The sequence below is a fragment of the Magnetococcales bacterium genome (assembly GCA_015228935.1).
GTDB lineage: Bacteria > Pseudomonadota > Magnetococcia > Magnetococcales > DC0425bin3 > HA3dbin3.
Genome location: JADGCO010000028.1, coordinates 14,416 through 30,432 on the forward strand (window position 1 = coordinate 14,416; position 16,017 = coordinate 30,432).

Consider the following 16,017-nt stretch of genomic DNA (forward strand, 5'->3'; position numbering starts at 1 on the left):
TCCGATAATTGTGTCATGACCTCATTTTCCGTCTGGAATCTCTGGTATTTTCTTTATGTCAGAATTGCGCAACCGGGGTATGCCCGAAAAAAATCCCGTTTTCGGATATGAACAAGCGCCGACGGGGATTTCTGCACGGAGTGGAAGCCGGAACCAACAAGTCAAGACGGCAAGTGGATTGGAGCGGGAGAGGGGATTCGAACCCCCGACATCAACCTTGGCAAGGTTGCACTCTACCCCTGAGCTACTCCCGCGCACTTTACGGAGGCAAACAGGCATTGCAGAAGATTTTGGAGGCCGGGGTGGGATTTGAACCCACGAATAAAGGTTTTGCAGACCTCAGCGTTAGGCCACTTCGCCACCCGGCCACACTCTCAAAACGTTCCTCTTGCAGCAGATCCATCCTTGTTCCTCTGGTGGAACAGGATGGAGCGGGAGAGGGGATTCGAACCCCCGACATCAACCTTGGCAAGGTTGCACTCTACCCCTGAGCTACTCCCGCACAAAGAACACCCATCCACATCGATCCACGATTGCTGCCTGTATACCACAGAGACTTTCTGCCAAACCGGCGGACCCAAACATGCCGTGGCCGAACCAGAACCCGTTCCAGTCTGTCCAATCCAGACCCAACACGCGCACAACGGCCCATTTGGCAATGATCTCCAACGGATCTTCTCAGTTATAAAAAAATAATTGACTCGCGTCAACCCTCCTCGAAACTTTTTCCAACAAGATTTTTTAATCCAAGAAATTCAGATACTGGAGCGGATTTGGGGCCAGGCCTGGGCCAGATATTGATAGCCGGTTTGCAGGGTCAGGACGGTGCAGATGTAGAGACAGAGGAGTCCCGGCTTGGTCAGGGGGAGTCCCAACAGACCATCCTGGAGCAACAACATGATGATGGCGGCCATTTGAAAGCCGGTTTTCCATTTGGCCAGGCCGGAAACAGGAACGGATGATCCCAGGCCGGACATGTATTCGCGCAGGCCGGTGATGGTGATTTCCCGGGCGGTGATCAACAGGACCAGGACCAGCGGGGCACGATTTTCCGCCACCAGCAGGATCAGGGCGGAGATGATCAGCAGTTTGTCGGCCACCGGATCGAAAAACTTGCCAAACGGCGTGAGCAGGCCCCAGCGCCGGGCGACGTAGCCGTCGGCCCAATCGGTGATGGCCGCCAGGGAAAAGAAGATGGCTGACAAAACCTTTCCCCAGGTTCCGGGCAGATAGAGGCTTGTCACAAAAAACGGGATCAAGCCGATCCGGATGGCCGTCAAAAAATTGGGAAGATGATTCCAGGCCATGGTTGATGCCAATTACCCTTCACTGTGCAAAAATGCATGAATCTGTTCTGCCAGACCCGGGGATATCCCCTTGACGGCAGCCAACTCGGTCACGGTGGCCTGGCGCAGATTCTTGACAGAGCCAAAGTGACGGACCAGTGTCTGTTTGCGTTTACTGCCGACACCGGGAATGGCATCCAGCCCTGAACGAATCTGCTCACGCCCCCGCTTGTGCCGATGATAGCCGACGGCAAAACGGTGGGCCTCATCCCGAATGTTTTGCAACAGGAACAGAACCGGTGACTCTGGAGGCAGTATAAGGGGCAACTCCTTTCCCGGCAAGAAGAGCCGCTCTTTTCCTGCATTCCGCTCCACACCCTTGGCCATGGCACAGATGGCCACCTGTTCCATCTGCATCTCCCGGGCCACAGCCATGACGGCATGCAACTGCCCCAGGCCACCATCCAGAATGAGCAGATCGGGCCAGGTTTCCGGCGGTGCCTTTTGCAGGGCGGCAAACCGACGACGCAGCATGGCGGCCATACGAGCGGTATCGTCACACAGGCGGGGATCGGTCAGGGCATATCGGCGATAACTGTTTTTGTTGAATCCAGACGGACCAAACACCACCAGAGATCCGACGACATGGCGATCCTGGAAATGGGACACATCACAGGCCTCGATCCGTTCCAGGGGTCCGTCCAGGTCAAGGATTTCGGCCAGCTCGTCCAGGCGGCGGCGATTTTCGGCGGCACCGCTCAGACGGCGGGTCAGGGCCTCTTCCGCATTGGCAATGGCCATTTCCAGGATGCGACGTTTTCCCCCGCGTTGCGGCAAACGAATCGTTGTCCCCAGCGCATGGGCAAGCCATTCCGGGTCGGGTGTTGCAAGGTTGACCAGGATTTCCGTGGGAGGTTTTTTGTCGGCATAGAACTGGATCAAAAAGGCCTCCAGCACCTCGGCATCCGGAACACCGGTGGTATTTTCCGGAAAAAAGCCCCGGTTGCCCAGATTGATTCCGGCACGAATGAAAAACACCTGCACGGCGTGGATACCTTCACGTTCCCTGTGACACACCACATCCAGGTCGTCATCCGGTTCCAGATCGAGACGCCTTTGTTCCTGGACATGCCGGATGGCCCGCACGCGGTCCCGCAGAAGAATGGCCGTTTCAAAATCATGTTTGCAGGAGGCTTCCCACATGGTTTTTTCCAGTTCCTGGACCAATTGCCGATCCCGCCCTTCCAGGAAGAGGACCACTTCCCGAATCCAGTTGGCATACGCTTCCGGGGCAACCCGGGCGCAACAGGGGGCCGCACAGCGACGAATCTGGTATTGCAGACAGGGACGTTTGCGGCTCTGGAACTGCCCGTCTTCGCACTGGCGTATGGGAAATATTTTTTGCATATATTTCAAGGTTTCCCGCACCGACTGTACCGACGGATAAGGACCAAAATATTTGCCGGCCTCCTGACGTCCGCCGCGATAGAGGGTCAGGCGGGGAAAGACCTGTTGCGTGGTGAGATGCAGGTAGGGATAGGACTTGCTGTCCTTGAGGAGGACATTGTAGCGGGGTTGCAACTGTCTGATCAGATTGGCTTCAAGGACCAGGGCATCGTTTTCCGATGCGGTCACGGTGATTTCCAGTCCACGGGCCTGCTGGATCATCACCTGGATGCGCAGTTGGGCATGGGTGCGGACAAAGTAGGAGGCTACCCGGCGCTTCAGCACTTTGGCCTTGCCGACGTAGAGAACTTCGCCACCGGCGTTCAAAAACCGATAGACGCCGGGCAACTCCGGCAACCCTTCCAGGGAGGCTTGTAGCGGATGTACATCCGGGCCGGATGAAGCTTGCGGCGCATCATCTCCTGCCAAGTCGGATGAAGCTTGCGGCGCATCATCTCCAGCCAGGTTGGATGAAACTTGCGGCGCATCCCCTGCCAGGTCGGAAGAAGCTTGCGGTGCATCCCCTGCCAAGTCGGAAGAAGCTTGCGGCGCATCTCCTGCCAGGTCGGATGAAGCTTGCGGCGGACCACTCTCCAGGTCAGATGCGGCTTGCTGGCAATGCACGTTCAAGTCAGGTCCGCCGGGGTGGGTCTCCGTCCGGGGGGCGACGCAGGGCGTATCCCACCATGCCCAGGCCAATGACAGCCATGGGAATGGTCAACCATTGGCCCATGGTGAGGCCCAGGCTCAGATAACCGAGTTGAATATCGGGTTCCCGGACATACTCCACCAAAAACCGGAACAGGGCATACATGGCCAGGAAGGTACCCAGCATGAACCCCCGGGGTCGGGCACGCTGCCCCAGCCACCAGAGGATGACAAACAGGGCGACCCCTTCCAGAGAGGCCTCGTAGAGTTGGCTCGGGTGGCGTGGCAGGGGTCCGGCATCGGGGAAGACCATGCCCCAGGGGAGGTCGGTGGTCCGGCCCCACAACTCGCCATTGATGAAATTGCCGATGCGTCCCAAAAAAAGACCGAGCGGAAAAATGGGAATGGCCATGTCGGCCAGGGCCAGACCGGAAATGCCGCGTCGCCGGGAGAAAATATAACTCAGCAGCAAAACGCCCATGAGACCGCCGTGAAACGACATGCCCCCTTCCCAGACCTTGAAAAGGGTCAGGGGATGGGACATGAAATGGGAAAACTGGTAAAACAGGACATATCCCAAGCGACCGCCCAGGATCACTCCCAACAAAATCCAGACCACCAAATCGCCCAGGGTATCCTGGCTCAAGTCCGGCATGAGGCGGCGGGCGCGGTGTTTCAGGAGCGGCCACCCCAGGATGAAGGCCAGGGTGTACATGAACCCGTACCACCGGATCCCCAGCGGACCGATTTGCACGATGACCGGATCCAGATGGGGGTAGGCAATCATGCCGGATCGACTCCTTGCGGGGGTTCGGGCTTTTTCGATTCCAGGTAACAACCGAGCATTTTAATGTTGGTGGTAAAAAATTTCAACTCTTCCAGGGCATTTTTTACCGATGCGTCTTCCGGGCGTCCCTGAAAGTCCAGATAAAAATGGTAGGCCCAGGGAGTGCCTTGCACGGGCCGGGATTCCAGGCGGGTCAGGTTGACGCCATTGGTGGCGAAACCGCCCAGGCATTTGTAAAGAGCGGCAGGAATGTTGCGCACTTCGAACAGCAGGCTTGTCTTGCTGGGAAGATCGGCAGGGGGTGTCACTTCGGTTTTGGCGATCAGGATGAAGCGGGTGGTGTTCATGCGACAATCCTGGATATCGCGCTTCAGGACCTGCAACCCGTACAAACCGGCGCACAATTCGGAGGCCACGGCAACCTCGGCGGGATTGCCCCGTGCCACCAGATCGGCAGCGGCTCCGGCGGTATCGTAAACCGAAAACCGCACCCAATCATACCGTTTCAGGAATGCCTGACATTGGGCCAGCCCCTGGGGGTGGGAGTAGACGGCCCGGATCCCGTCCAGGGTGGCATTGGGCAGGCCCAGCAGGGAGTGGCGCACCAGGAGGTAGTGTTCACCGATGATACGCAACTGATTGACGGCCAGCAGGTCATAGCTGTCGCTCACCACGCCGGCCATGCTGTTTTCCACCGGGATCATGCCAACAGCGGCCCGATCCTCCTCCACAGCCAGAAAGACATCCTCGAAACTCCGGCACGGAAGCAGGTCGTATTCCGGCAATCTTTCCCGGCAGGCCTGTTCGCTGTAGGCCCCGCGCATACCCTGAAAGGCGATGATTTTTTCGTGTTTCACAATAATTCCTTGTTGTTTTTTCGTGTTTGAAATCTTCAATCTCCGTATCTCCCCCTGTCAAGGGAGAATCACAGAATAATCCCCTGGACCGATTTTTTTCAGGTTACCCCTTTGCTTGGGTCCCAACCCGGCAAAATATACCCTCTTGAACGAAATTCAACCAAACGGAGGCACGATAGAAAACATCTTGACACGCAGATCGATATGGAGGAGCCTTCTGCCGTCAAGACCTGATTAAACTGATCCGGGACCGAATTGATGCAATGGGTCGGGTGTGTGCCATCCCCTGGCATGCTGAATCAGTAAATCTCATGGTGCCTGAGAAAACTCCAGCCCCGACACGATCATGACGCCGCAGGTTGACCAGGCATGGTCCAACCCGCAACGGGAACCTGTCACACTCCACTTTCCAGCCAGAACAATCCTCTATGAAAATTTTGCCTGCAACATCCGATTCCGGACACCCGGCACTTGGTAGCATGCTGTTTTGGGCGTCATTTGCCATGGTAGCAATCGGGTCCATCATCGCCGTGGCGTTACCCCGTGTTCCGGGTCTGGTCAATCTGGACAAGGCCACTGCCAATGAACGAACCTTGATGGCCATGCGAGATGCGATTGAAGGGTTTGCCATCGCCAACGGTCGTCTGCCCTGTCCTGACACAGACAACGATGGCAATGAAAACTGTCCAGTGGCCAGTCTCGGCAATCCGTCGGGCAATGTGCCTTATCGAACCATCGGACTGGTTTCCGGCAAGGATGGTTACAACAACACTGTCCGCTATTCCATATACGTGGAAAGTATTGGTGGCTTCATTGACCTGACCAATCCAAACAGTTCTCCGAGCAAAACCAACCTCTGTTCTGCGGTGGTCAACGCGCAGGCTTCTTCTACCTCATACTTGTACACTGTCGATGCGGACGGCACCAGCAACCCAGCCAACGCCCCTTTTGTTCTGGTCAGCGGTGGCCCGTCAGATGCCGACAGGGATGGATCCGACGGCAGGTTTGATGGCAACAACGAGAGCGCCACTCTCAAATTTGACAAGGAGACCCGTGTAGTCTCCGGGTCTTATGACGACCATGTGGTGACCAGCAGCTTCAATCGTTCAAGTGTTTCGGCAAGCACCTACCGCTCGTCGGCATTCGCCGGATTTCAAAACAGGGTGTGCAGCGTCGTGCCCAAAACGGGTTCGACCACATGTTACAATGCATCGGGCACATCCATATCCTGCTCGGGTACCGGCCAGGATGGGGAACTGCAAAAAGGAGTAACCTGGCCGACAACCCGCTTCACCAACAACGGTAACGGCACGGTTACCGATAACCTGACCGGTCTGGTTTGGTTGCAAGATCCTGGAACCTGCTTTTCTGCTTTGAGCAATTGGACAACAGCCTTGAGCAGTGCAAATTCTTTGAGTAATAATGGCTGTAGTGGCGGCCTGACCGACGGCTCGGCAGCAGGGGAATGGCGTCTGCCAAACCGTTTCGAGTTGCAGAGTTTGATTGACTATAGTCGGGTACCAGTGTACGGTTCACCCCCGACATCAGTCCCACTCCTGCCGGCATCGCATCCGTTCTCTAACATATATACGAACGCATCCTATATCTCAAGCAGTACATACACAGCTACAAGTTACACAACATATGCCTGGGGGGTTCACTTCTTCAATGCAGTCTCATCCTACTACGATAAAGCTTTGACGTCTTACCGTATTTGGCCTGTTCGGAACAAACGCGGGTCGGAAGTTGTTGACAATCAGGCGATTGTTCAAAGAACCGGGCAGATTATCTGCTATTTGGCCGATGGATCAACGACCCCTTGCACAGGAACAAACCAGGATGGCGCTCTGCAAAAAGGGATTGGAAAAACCACAGATGCTGCCCGTTTTACCAACAGTGGCGATGGCACGGTCACCGACAACGTGACCGGTCTGATCTGGCTGAGAAATGCCAATTGCTTTGGCAGTACAAGCTGGAGTTCCGCTCTCTCTTCAGCCAATACCCTGGCCAGTGGTTCCTGCAATTTGAGCGATAATTCCGTTGCCGGAAATTGGCGCCTGCCCAACACGGTCGAACTGAACAGCCTGATGAATTTGAGCTATGCGTCTCCCGCCTTGACATCCGGGCACCCGTTCACCAACGTGCAAAGTGGTGGCAGTGATTACTACTGGGTCAGTTCCACATTCGCATACACTCCTTCCGATGCCTGGAGATTGAAATTCGATAGCGGCATCGTGGATTATGGTGGAAAGAGTGGCAGCAGCTTTGTCTGGCCGGTACGGGGCGGCAAGAGCAATTAGTGGTGGCCTGTTGAATACCATCGCCGACCTGCCCCCGGGAGCCATCGCTGTAACCGCCACGGAGCCATCTTTGATGCCCCTGGCAAAACCCTTGGCCATCGCGTTGCATCTTCCTCTGGTCGCGCCGAAAAGCATGGATGTCGCCTTCCTGTTGACCCGTACACCGGATCGCTGGGAATTGCGGGAAACCGGTCCCAAGGCAGATGGACCGGTTTATGTGTTTTTTGACCCGGAGGCCTTGAAAGATCGGCATCGGCCTGGCCAGGGACGCAAACGGGATCTGGCTGTCGCCATGGGGATGCGCCGCTGCAAAACGGTTCTCAACATACTCGATGCCACTGCCGGACTGGGTCGTGACGCCTTTGCCCTCGCCCTGCTGGGGTGCAAAGTGACCATGATGGAACGATCGCCCATCATTGCCGCCCTGTTGGAAGATGGCCTGGAGCGGGCACGGCAACATCCCCTCCTCGCCCCTATCGTCCAGGAAAATTTATTTTATTCCCAGGGAGATTCCCTGCACTGGCTGAACTCCGGCCTGGACGATGCCGCAAGGCCTGATGTGATCTATCTGGATCCCATGCATCCCCCCCGCACCAAATCAGCCCTGGTGCGTAAAGGCATGCGCCGCCTGCGGGCCATCGTCGGCGAAGATGCCGATGCCCAGGACCTTTTTTTGGCAGCCCGGCGCTGCGCCCGGCAAAGGGTCGTGGTCAAACGCCCGCGCCGCGCCGAACCCCTCGCCCAACAACGCCCATCCTACGAAATCGTGGGCCGCACCGTCCGCTATGAAGTCTACCTGACTGACTCCCTGAAAACGTGAAACGTTGTCTTATTCTAGCCGCTCTACCGCTGCCAGACTGCATCCTCTTTGGCAATGTGTATTTTTTCGAAAAAACGACTTGAAAAAAACGATCCACTCTTGCCAACGTCTAAACTGCCAGAATACGATACCCCTTGTGCAAAAAAAACAAAACCTTGGGGGATGAATCCCCCAAACCCCCTCTTTTTTTTATTTTTTTTGGCGTTGCGCATGAAATTCATCCACTGTGCCGACATTCATCTTGACACCCCCTTTTCCGGCCTGGCACCCCGCCCCGAAGCCCCCCATGCCGCCCTGGTCCAATCCACCCGCATCGCCTTTTCCCGATTGGTGGAACGTGCCCTGGCGGAGCCGGTTGATTTTGTCCTCATTGCCGGGGATTTGTACAATGGGGAGTGGCGGGATTTCAACACCGGTCTCTTTTTTTCCGGCGAGGCCGGACGCCTGCATCGCGCCGGTATTCCACTTTATCTCCTGCACGGCAACCACGATGCCGCCAGTCAAATCACCCGTTCCCTGCCCCTCCCCCCGAATGTCCATGTTTTTTCGCATAAAAAATGCCAGAGTTACCGCCTGGACTCGTTGCGGGTGGTCCTGCACGGCATGAGTTTCGGCACCCGGGCCGTCACGAACAATCTGGTCCCGGAGTATCCGCCACCCGAACCGGGCTATTTCAATATCGGACTCCTGCATACGGCTGTCTCGGGCCGCGCAGACCACGAACCCTATGCCCCCTGCACCCCTGCCGATCTGATCGCCAAAGGTTATGACTATTGGGCCTTGGGACATGTCCATACCCGGGAAATTCTCCACACCGATCCGTATATTGTCTTTCCGGGCAATCTCCAGGGCCGCCATATTCGCGAAACCGGCCCCAAAGGCTTCAATCTGGTCACGGTTCAGGATGGCCGGGTGCAGGAAATTCGCTTCGAGGCCGTGGATCTGTTTCGCTGGGAGCTGGTTCCCGTCGATGTCACTGGGCTTACGGATCCCGAAGCCGCCCTGACCCGCATGGAACAGGCCTGCCGCCAAATCTGGGAACACGATCCCGGACACCCCTTGTGTCTGCGCCTGGTGTTCCAGGGCGAGACCCCCCTCCATGGCTATTTGCGCAACGATCCGGTCGCCCTGACCGCCGCCTGTCAGGCCAAGACCGACATGATCGGCGAAGGCATCTGGATCGAAAAAGTCCAGATTGCCACCCGGCCCCGCCCGATCCAGGATGCCAATCCGGAACGCCGTGACGAAACCGGTACCCTGTTGAAGATCATGCGCGACCTGGCCCACACCCCCCAGGTGATCGAACCCCTGATTCAGGAGTATCTGGAAATGGCCCAACGCCTCCCAAGTGCAGCCCGCAGCCTTGAATTTACGGAAGAAATTCTGCAACAGGAAGGGATCCAACCCGTCATCGACGAGGTCATGACCCTGCTCGAACATCGCCTGCTGGAACCGGGGACCTGATGCACATCCAACGCCTGCTCCTCACCCTCCAGGACCAATTGATTGCCACCGATATTGACTTCCAGGAACCGGGGACCTGATGCGCATCCAACGCCTGCTCCTCACCCGCTATGGCCATTTTACCGGCACCGAAATTGACCTGACCCAGGAACATCCGGGCCTGGTCATCCTGCTGGGACGCAACGAGGCCGGCAAATCGACCCTGCGCGAGGCCATGGGGGATCTCCTGTTTGGCATTCCCGAACGAACCAGCCGCAATTTCATCCACAGCTACGACACCCTGCAAATCGGTGCCCACCTGCTCTCCAGCCGGGGTGAACAACTCGCCTTTCAACGGGTCAAACGCCGGGGCAATACCCTGCAAAACCCTGCCGGCAATCCTCTGCCTGATGGCGCTTTGCTCCCCTTTCTGGGAGGGGCGGATCGGGAGTTGTTCAACAATCTGTTCGGACTCAGCCAGGACTCCTTGCGCACCGGCGGCAACCGGATGCTCGCCGCCGAAGGCCGCCTGGGTGAAATGATTTTTGGCGCAGCCGGCGGCATGCGGGATCTGGTGACCCTCCAGAAGGAACTCGACGAGGAAGCCAGATCGATCTACACCAGCCGCAAACGCAGTGCCCTCCCTTTCTATCAGTCCCTGGATGCCTGGAATGATGCCCGCCGCCAGGTCAACCAGTTGCTGGTCGGAGCCGGCGAGTGGCAAGAGTTGCAGAAGGAACTGACCGCCGCCGAACAGGAACAGGGCCATATTCGCGATTCCTCCCGGCAGCTCACGGAGGCCAGAAATCGCCTGGAACGAATGCGCCGCATTTTTCCCCTGGCACGGGATCTGGCCCAGGTCCGGGCGGAGCTGCTCCAGGTGGCCACGGCACCTGATTTGCCGGAAAGTACCCCGCAACGCCATCAACAAGCCCTGGAGCAGTTGCAACGCAGTCGTGAGCGCTATCGGGAACGGGAAACGGAACTCTCGGCACTTCAAAAAGAAATCGATGCCTTGCAGATCAACCAACCCCTGCTGGCCCATGCCGATGAAATCAAGGCGATTCATGAAGGGCGTGGCGCGGTTCTCAAAGCTCGCAAGGATTTACCGGGTCTGCTCGGTCTGCGCCAGCAGAGCGGTGAACGTCTGGAAAAACTGGCCCGCGATCTCAAGCAATCCTGGAGTGCCACAGAGGTGATCCAAAAGGCACCCTCCGGGATGGACCTGGAGGAGGTCCAAAGCCTGATTGCCGCCTGGACCCGACTCGATACGGAAGAAAAACGCACCCGGGAACGGGTCCAGGAGGCCGCTGCCGACCTGCAACGTATCCAGGGAAAACTGGCCAATCTGACAGAACCCGCCGATCCAACTCCCCTGCGGCTGGTGGTGGAAAAAGTCCAGGCCCAGGGTGACCTGCCGGGACGTTTGCAGCAGGTCGAGGTGACCGTCGCCAACCTGGAACGGCGTCTTCAGGATGGCTTGGCCGGACTCACCTTCTGGAAGGGGGATGTGGAGCAGTTGGCCCGGATTCCGGTGCCTGTAGCAGCCACGTTGCACCGTTTCGAAAAAGAGTTCACAACCCTGACCCGCCGCATGGAAAAGGCCGAAGAACGCCTGAAAACCGCATCCCAACAACGCGACAAAGCCATCGATGCCCTGGCCAGACTCCACACCGATGCGACCATTCCCACCCCGGAAGCCATCGCCGAGGCCCGCCACATGCGGGATCGGTTTTGGCAAAAAATTCAGCGTTATCTGGTTGAAGGTCACTGGTTGGCGGATGATCCGGCCCCGGCCATTCTGGCGGAACAGCATGTACGGGCACTGTTGGCTGCCGACCATCTGGCCGACCGGCGCGTCGTGGAGGCCACCCGCCTGGCCCGGCACGCTGCCCTGCAAGAGGAACTCGCCGTGGCCCAGCGCGACCTCACCCAGGCCGGCACGGAACTTCAGGCCACCCGCCAGGCTTTCGATACCCTGCTGACCCAATGGCGGCAGCAATGGAATTTTCTGGCTGGCGAGCCGGGTTGGCCCCCGGAAATGACCGCCTGGATGGGGCAACGCGAAGGCCTGCTGCGTCACCTGGAAAGCCTGCTCACCGCCCGTGCTGAAGCCACGACCCTGCACCAGGAAATGGAAAAATCCCGGCAGGCGTTGCTGCAGGCGTTGGCCTCTCCGTCCCCCTTGCGCGACCAGTCTGCCCCTCTGTCCGCCATCCTCCAACACGCCCGGAGTGTGCTGGAAAGCCTGCAACAGGCAAACGCAACCTGGTCGGCTTTACAGACAGAGCAGGCGCGGTGTACCACCCTGCTGCAACGTGAAACCAGGCGCTTGGATGATGTGACCGAACGCCAGGAAAAATTGCAGGCCAGTTGGATCCTGGCCATGGACAATCTGGGTCTGGACGAAGGCACCTCGGCTGAAGCCGCCGGCGTGGCCCTGGCCATTTGGCGGGACATTCGCCAGGAGGCGGAAAAATGGCGCGATCTGGGCGAGCGGATTCAGGCCATTCGCCAGGATGAGGTGGATTACGCCCATTGGGTCGAAACCCTGGCCAGCAGCGTGTTTCCCGTGAGCGATAATGAATCGGCCCCGGATAGCGCTAACAAGGATGTGCTTGTTAAGGCCCAAAAATTGTTCGATACCCTGGCATCGGACAGCGAACAAGCACGCCGCAAACAAGATCTGCACCGCCGCGCCACCAAAACCGCCACCGCCAGCCAGGAAGCCGCCACCGAAATGGCCAAGGCCTCAACCACCCTCCAGGCTTTGCAGGAGCAGGCCGGCGCACCCACCCTGGATGAACTCGCCGCACGGATCGAACAGGCAGAACGCAAGCGCATTCTGCGCCACCGGGAACAGGAGCTGACCGGGCGGATTGTCAGCGAGGCCGATGGTGCCACCCTGGAGCAAGCACTGGCGGAAACAGCCGGCATGGATCCAGACCAGATCAGGGCCGAAATCGATCAACTTTCCCAAAGTCTGGAAGCACTCCTTTCGGCCAGCGCCCAGGCCGGCGAACGAGTCCAGGAGCTGCGTACCCGCCTGGGAGAGCTGACCAAAGGCCGAGGCGCTGCCGTGGCCAATCAGGAAGTCAGCAACGCCCAGACCCTGTTGCGCCAACATGCCCAACGCTGGATGGTGTTGCGCACGGCAGCCTTTCTTCTGAAAACAGGCATTGACCACTATCGCCAGGAACGCCAGGGTCCGATCCTGGCACGGGCCGGTCACTTGTTTCGCCTGCTCACCTGCAACCGCTTTGCCGGCTTTCGTGCCGAATATGACCAGAAAGAGACCCCGATCCTCTTCGGTCTGCGCGACGACCACACCACCTGCCCGGTTGCCGGCATGAGCGATGGCACCCAGGATCAACTCTATCTCGCTCTGCGCCTGGCCATCATCGAAGAGTATGGCCAACTCAACGAACCCCTGCCCTTCATCGCCGACGATCTGTTTGTCAATTTTGACGATCAACGGTCCCGTGCAGGTTTCGATGTCCTGCTGCAATTGGCCCGTTCAACACAAATCCTGTTCCTGACTCACCACGACCATCTGGCAGAATTGGCCAAACAACAGGGGGGAGAACAGGTTGCCATCAGGCAGATAGGATCAACTGGACAGAATCGGGATCAAAATACGTAGAAAGTCTCCCGTAATACCACTGATCGACCCATTCCCACACAATCCCAACAGGCCAATCTTCAAGATAAATTCGATAGAATTAAACAAAAAATCCACAAGACTGTTACTCGAGGGCAAGACATTTGTTGTCAATATTTGATTCATCCTTGTCAGGAACAGGTTCTATCACTTGCTTTGTTACGAAATCCAACATAAAGTCGCGAAATTTTGCGTTCCAAATATCGCCATGACCATCGATTATTTTTTTATCGGCTGTAATAACCAGGTATGGAAAATGATCCCTTCCCTGGGGATTGCCAAGCCATTCAAGAGTGCCACCATAAAATTCGGCTTGCGGCAGTTGTCTGGTCGATACATGTGGTTGCACCTTCAAGTTGGCAACTCTTTTTTGTGCTGCCTCGAACTGTCTCTCATGATGCTTTGATTCGACTTGAGTCTCTTTTGATAAAAGCCTGTGCGTTTGATAGCGCCCCAGATGGCCGACTGTTTTAAAAACAGTCTCGCGCTCACCCGGGTGAGGTGCCGACTGGGTCAACGTATAAAAACGACCCAGCGGAAACGCATATTTAGTCGCATAGTCCGTTTCTGAAGTGACTATCGCCAGAATTGGGCGTTGTTTTTCAGAGTAACAACGTGTATTCCCAACCTGCCAGAGGGGTTCATAGGCAGCACCCTCGAACGCCGGATTCACTAACAAAATGAAGTCACCAAAACTTTTCGCCATTCGATAATGACGATCAGGTCGAATTTGCAAAGCACGCCCCATCAGCTCGCTGTGAAGCGCATGATACATGATAAGCCCACCAAAACTATGCCCGATCAGCACAAGCTGGGTTTGATCCGGGCCGGCAAGCCGGTCACTTGAATCCCAATTATTGCAATAGCTCCTGAATTGATTCAGTTCCATCAACAACTGTTTGGCTGATCTGTCCCCGACACGTTCAGCCGCATTTTTACGTGTCCAAAACGTTAAATTTTCCAGAATTGGCAGGGAGAGAGATGCCCCTCTCCAACCCAGATACACTCCAACCACCTTGCGAGATTTTCGCCCATCGATACTTTTGGCGACTCTCTCGTTCATGTCCAGATCCTTGAGAAGCATGTGAAAATGCTTCACATTATCATCATTTTGATCGGCATTGTGTTTCCATCCGTGCGCAAATACCACGATCAATAATTCTTCATTTTTCTGTTCATGGTACTTTCGAAGCCTATGGAGCAGATTATCCTTCTGTCGTACATCCTGGAACCATCCCTGGTCATCAAATTCAACATACCCAACAACATATTCATATTCTTTGCCATCATCCTTATACGTGCAGACCTCAAAGTTTGACTGTTGCACTTCACCCGACTGTTGCACTTCACCTGGGTACAAACACCTTTCTTCCTTGGGAAGAGAAGCGTCGGTTACTGGGCGATACGACTTGTCAGAAACACAAGAACTGAAAAGAAATGTCAGACCGAACATGAAAAAGCCTCTCACCACCATGTAACCATTCATATAAAACCCTTAACAATGGACGACATAAAAAGGGCAGTATTATTCAAGCAATCGCATTGGCTTTCCCTATAACTTTCCTTATAACTGGTGTAGGTACATGGTAATCATTCCCTCCGCCCCCTGTCAAGCCCTTCTGTGCTGCAACAAAAATTATTTTCTTCCTGCGTTTTTTCCTGTATAAACTAATAATTTTATTGATAATCTTACGGTTTCCATGCAGATATAAAAATGGCCGAAGGAGCGGCAAGGAAGCAAATCAGGCAACTATATCAGTTGTCGAATGGAAAAAATGATCCTCGGTGTCCGGCAAGTCCACGAGGGATCGAATGGCTATGAAAACAACGTATCAATAATATTCCCTATGGAGAAAAATTTCTGCTATCCTATGATGAAGGAATATCGCTACTTGTTGCCAGGAGGGAATCCATGTCTCAATCCCTGACCATCGATGATATCTGGAAACTGTTCGAGGAAACCAATCGACTCTTCAAAGAGTCGGAAGCCAAGTTCAAGAAAGAATCAGAAGCCAGAGCCAAGGAAGCAGAAGCCAGAGCCAAGGAAGCAGAAGCCAGAGCCAAGGAAGCAGAAGCCAAGTTCAAAAAAGAATCAGAAGCCAGAGCCAAGGAAGCAGAAGCCAAGTTCAAAAAAGAATCAGAAGCCAGAGCCAAGGAAGCCGAAGCCAGGTCCAGAGAACTGGAGCGTGACCTCCAGGAAACCAGACGAATCCTGAGAGAAAACAGTGCCGAAACTGAAAGGCAAATGAAGGAAAGCAGTGCCGAAACCGACCGAAAGATCAAGGAGGTTTCAATTCAGATTGGCCGGTTGGGTGGTCGTTGGGGAGAGTTTGTCGAAGGTCTGGTGGCCCCGGCCTGTGAAACCATGTTCATGGAGCGCGGTATTCCTGTCCATAAAGTACATCCACGCACCAAGGCATCTCTGCCCGGCAATCGCCACATGGAAATCGACCTGCTTGTGATCAACGACACAGCCATCGTGGCCGTGGAAGTGAAAAGCGAATTGAAGGTGGAAGATGTCCGGCATCATACGGACAGACTGGTTGAATTCAAGGAATTTTATCCGGAATATGCCAACAGACGCATCATGGGTGCGGTAGCCGGAATCGTGATTGGCCAGGGTGTGGAACAGTTTGCCATGAAGCAGGGTCTGTTTGTCATCGTCCAATCCGGTGACTCCGTTCGTCTGGCCAACGATGCGGCTTTCCAACCCAGAATCTGGTAATTATTATTCGCCTCGGTACAAACGACAAGGCGGGCTGGATTGAA

11 protein-coding genes and 3 tRNA genes are annotated in these 16,017 nt (G+C 55.8%); 5 read left to right on the top strand and 9 right to left on the bottom strand.

Annotated elements, in window-relative coordinates; all coding sequences use genetic code 11:
- Positions 1 to 179: 179 nt before the first annotated feature.
- The 7 genes from HQL65_08755 to HQL65_08785 all read right to left on the bottom strand — a co-directional run bounded on the left by HQL65_08755 (position 180) and on the right by HQL65_08785 (position 4,991).
- Positions 180 to 254, bottom strand: a tRNA-Gly gene (locus tag HQL65_08755).
- 37 nt (positions 255 to 291) lie between these two features.
- Positions 292 to 368, bottom strand: a tRNA-Cys gene (locus HQL65_08760).
- A gap of 59 nt (positions 369 to 427) precedes the next feature.
- A tRNA-Gly gene (locus HQL65_08765) sits at positions 428 to 502 on the bottom strand.
- A gap of 253 nt (positions 503 to 755) precedes the next feature.
- Positions 756 to 1,307, bottom strand: coding sequence for a CDP-diacylglycerol--glycerol-3-phosphate 3-phosphatidyltransferase (gene pgsA / locus HQL65_08770; protein MBF0136318.1), 552 nt, complete (start codon positions 1,305 to 1,307; stop codon positions 756 to 758).
- A gap of 12 nt (positions 1,308 to 1,319) precedes the next feature.
- Complete coding sequence (gene uvrC, locus HQL65_08775) at positions 1,320 to 3,362, bottom strand: excinuclease ABC subunit UvrC (protein ID MBF0136319.1); 2,043 nt, start codon at positions 3,360 to 3,362, stop codon at positions 1,320 to 1,322.
- Between the two features lies 1 nt (position 3,363).
- Positions 3,364 to 4,167 (bottom strand): prolipoprotein diacylglyceryl transferase, encoded by an 804-nt coding sequence (locus HQL65_08780; protein ID MBF0136320.1) that lies wholly within the window; start codon positions 4,165 to 4,167, stop codon positions 3,364 to 3,366.
- Positions 4,164 to 4,991 (bottom strand): prephenate dehydratase, encoded by an 828-nt coding sequence (locus tag HQL65_08785; protein ID MBF0136321.1) that lies wholly within the window; start codon positions 4,989 to 4,991, stop codon positions 4,164 to 4,166. The genes HQL65_08780 and HQL65_08785 overlap by 4 nt, the downstream gene beginning before the upstream one ends.
- A gap of 536 nt (positions 4,992 to 5,527) precedes the next feature.
- On the opposite strand from HQL65_08785, the gene HQL65_08790 reads away from it, so the two are divergent.
- A complete protein-coding gene (locus tag HQL65_08790) occupies positions 5,528 to 7,324 on the top strand; it encodes a DUF1566 domain-containing protein (protein ID MBF0136322.1) in 1,797 nt (598 codons plus the stop codon).
- 73 nt (positions 7,325 to 7,397) lie between these two features.
- Entirely contained in the window at positions 7,398 to 8,144 is a 747-nt protein-coding gene (locus HQL65_08795) for a class I SAM-dependent methyltransferase (protein ID MBF0136323.1), read from the top strand.
- 23 nt (positions 8,145 to 8,167) lie between these two features.
- Here HQL65_08795 and HQL65_08800 read toward each other — a convergent pair whose 3' ends face one another.
- The gene (locus HQL65_08800; protein ID MBF0136324.1) at positions 8,168 to 8,356 is read right to left on the bottom strand and encodes a hypothetical protein; all 189 of its coding nucleotides are present in this window, start codon (positions 8,354 to 8,356) and stop codon (positions 8,168 to 8,170) included.
- On the opposite strand from HQL65_08800, the gene HQL65_08805 reads away from it, so the two are divergent.
- Together HQL65_08805 and HQL65_08810 are read left to right on the top strand one after the other, a co-directional pair.
- A complete protein-coding gene (locus HQL65_08805; GenBank protein MBF0136325.1) occupies positions 8,355 to 9,608 on the top strand; it encodes a DNA repair exonuclease in 1,254 nt (417 codons plus the stop codon). The two genes, HQL65_08800 and HQL65_08805, sit on opposite strands and share 2 nt — an antisense overlap.
- Before the next feature lie 79 nt (positions 9,609 to 9,687).
- Positions 9,688 to 13,230 (top strand): AAA family ATPase, encoded by a 3,543-nt coding sequence (locus HQL65_08810; protein MBF0136326.1) that lies wholly within the window; start codon positions 9,688 to 9,690, stop codon positions 13,228 to 13,230.
- 103 nt (positions 13,231 to 13,333) lie between these two features.
- On the opposite strand, the gene HQL65_08815 is transcribed toward HQL65_08810, so the two are convergent.
- The gene (locus HQL65_08815; protein MBF0136327.1) at positions 13,334 to 14,734 is read right to left on the bottom strand and encodes a hypothetical protein; all 1,401 of its coding nucleotides are present in this window, start codon (positions 14,732 to 14,734) and stop codon (positions 13,334 to 13,336) included.
- 426 nt (positions 14,735 to 15,160) lie between these two features.
- Between HQL65_08815 and HQL65_08820 the strand changes: the two genes are divergently transcribed.
- Entirely contained in the window at positions 15,161 to 15,973 is an 813-nt protein-coding gene (locus tag HQL65_08820; protein MBF0136328.1) for a DUF3782 domain-containing protein, read from the top strand.
- The last annotated feature ends 44 nt before the right edge of the window (positions 15,974 to 16,017 follow it).

What these genes read in the sequence shown, in the direction of transcription:
- pgsA (MBF0136318.1), bottom strand. Translation starts at nt 1,307, where the DNA reads ATGGCCTGGAATCATCTTCCCAATTTTTTGACGGCCATCCGGATCGGC.
- HQL65_08790 (MBF0136322.1), top strand. Translation starts at nt 5,528, where the DNA reads ATGGTAGCAATCGGGTCCATCATCGCCGTGGCGTTACCCCGTGTTCCG.
- HQL65_08810 (MBF0136326.1), top strand. Translation starts at nt 9,688, where the DNA reads ATGCGCATCCAACGCCTGCTCCTCACCCGCTATGGCCATTTTACCGGC.
- HQL65_08795 (MBF0136323.1), top strand. Translation starts at nt 7,398, where the DNA reads ATGCCCCTGGCAAAACCCTTGGCCATCGCGTTGCATCTTCCTCTGGTC.
- HQL65_08820 (MBF0136328.1), top strand. Translation starts at nt 15,161, where the DNA reads ATGTCTCAATCCCTGACCATCGATGATATCTGGAAACTGTTCGAGGAA.
- HQL65_08800 (MBF0136324.1), bottom strand. Translation starts at nt 8,356, where the DNA reads ATGCGCAACGCCAAAAAAAATAAAAAAAAGAGGGGGTTTGGGGGATTC.
- HQL65_08780 (MBF0136320.1), bottom strand. Translation starts at nt 4,167, where the DNA reads ATGATTGCCTACCCCCATCTGGATCCGGTCATCGTGCAAATCGGTCCG.
- HQL65_08815 (MBF0136327.1), bottom strand. Translation starts at nt 14,734, where the DNA reads ATGAATGGTTACATGGTGGTGAGAGGCTTTTTCATGTTCGGTCTGACA.
- HQL65_08785 (MBF0136321.1), bottom strand. Translation starts at nt 4,991, where the DNA reads ATGCGCGGGGCCTACAGCGAACAGGCCTGCCGGGAAAGATTGCCGGAA.
- HQL65_08805 (MBF0136325.1), top strand. Translation starts at nt 8,355, where the DNA reads ATGAAATTCATCCACTGTGCCGACATTCATCTTGACACCCCCTTTTCC.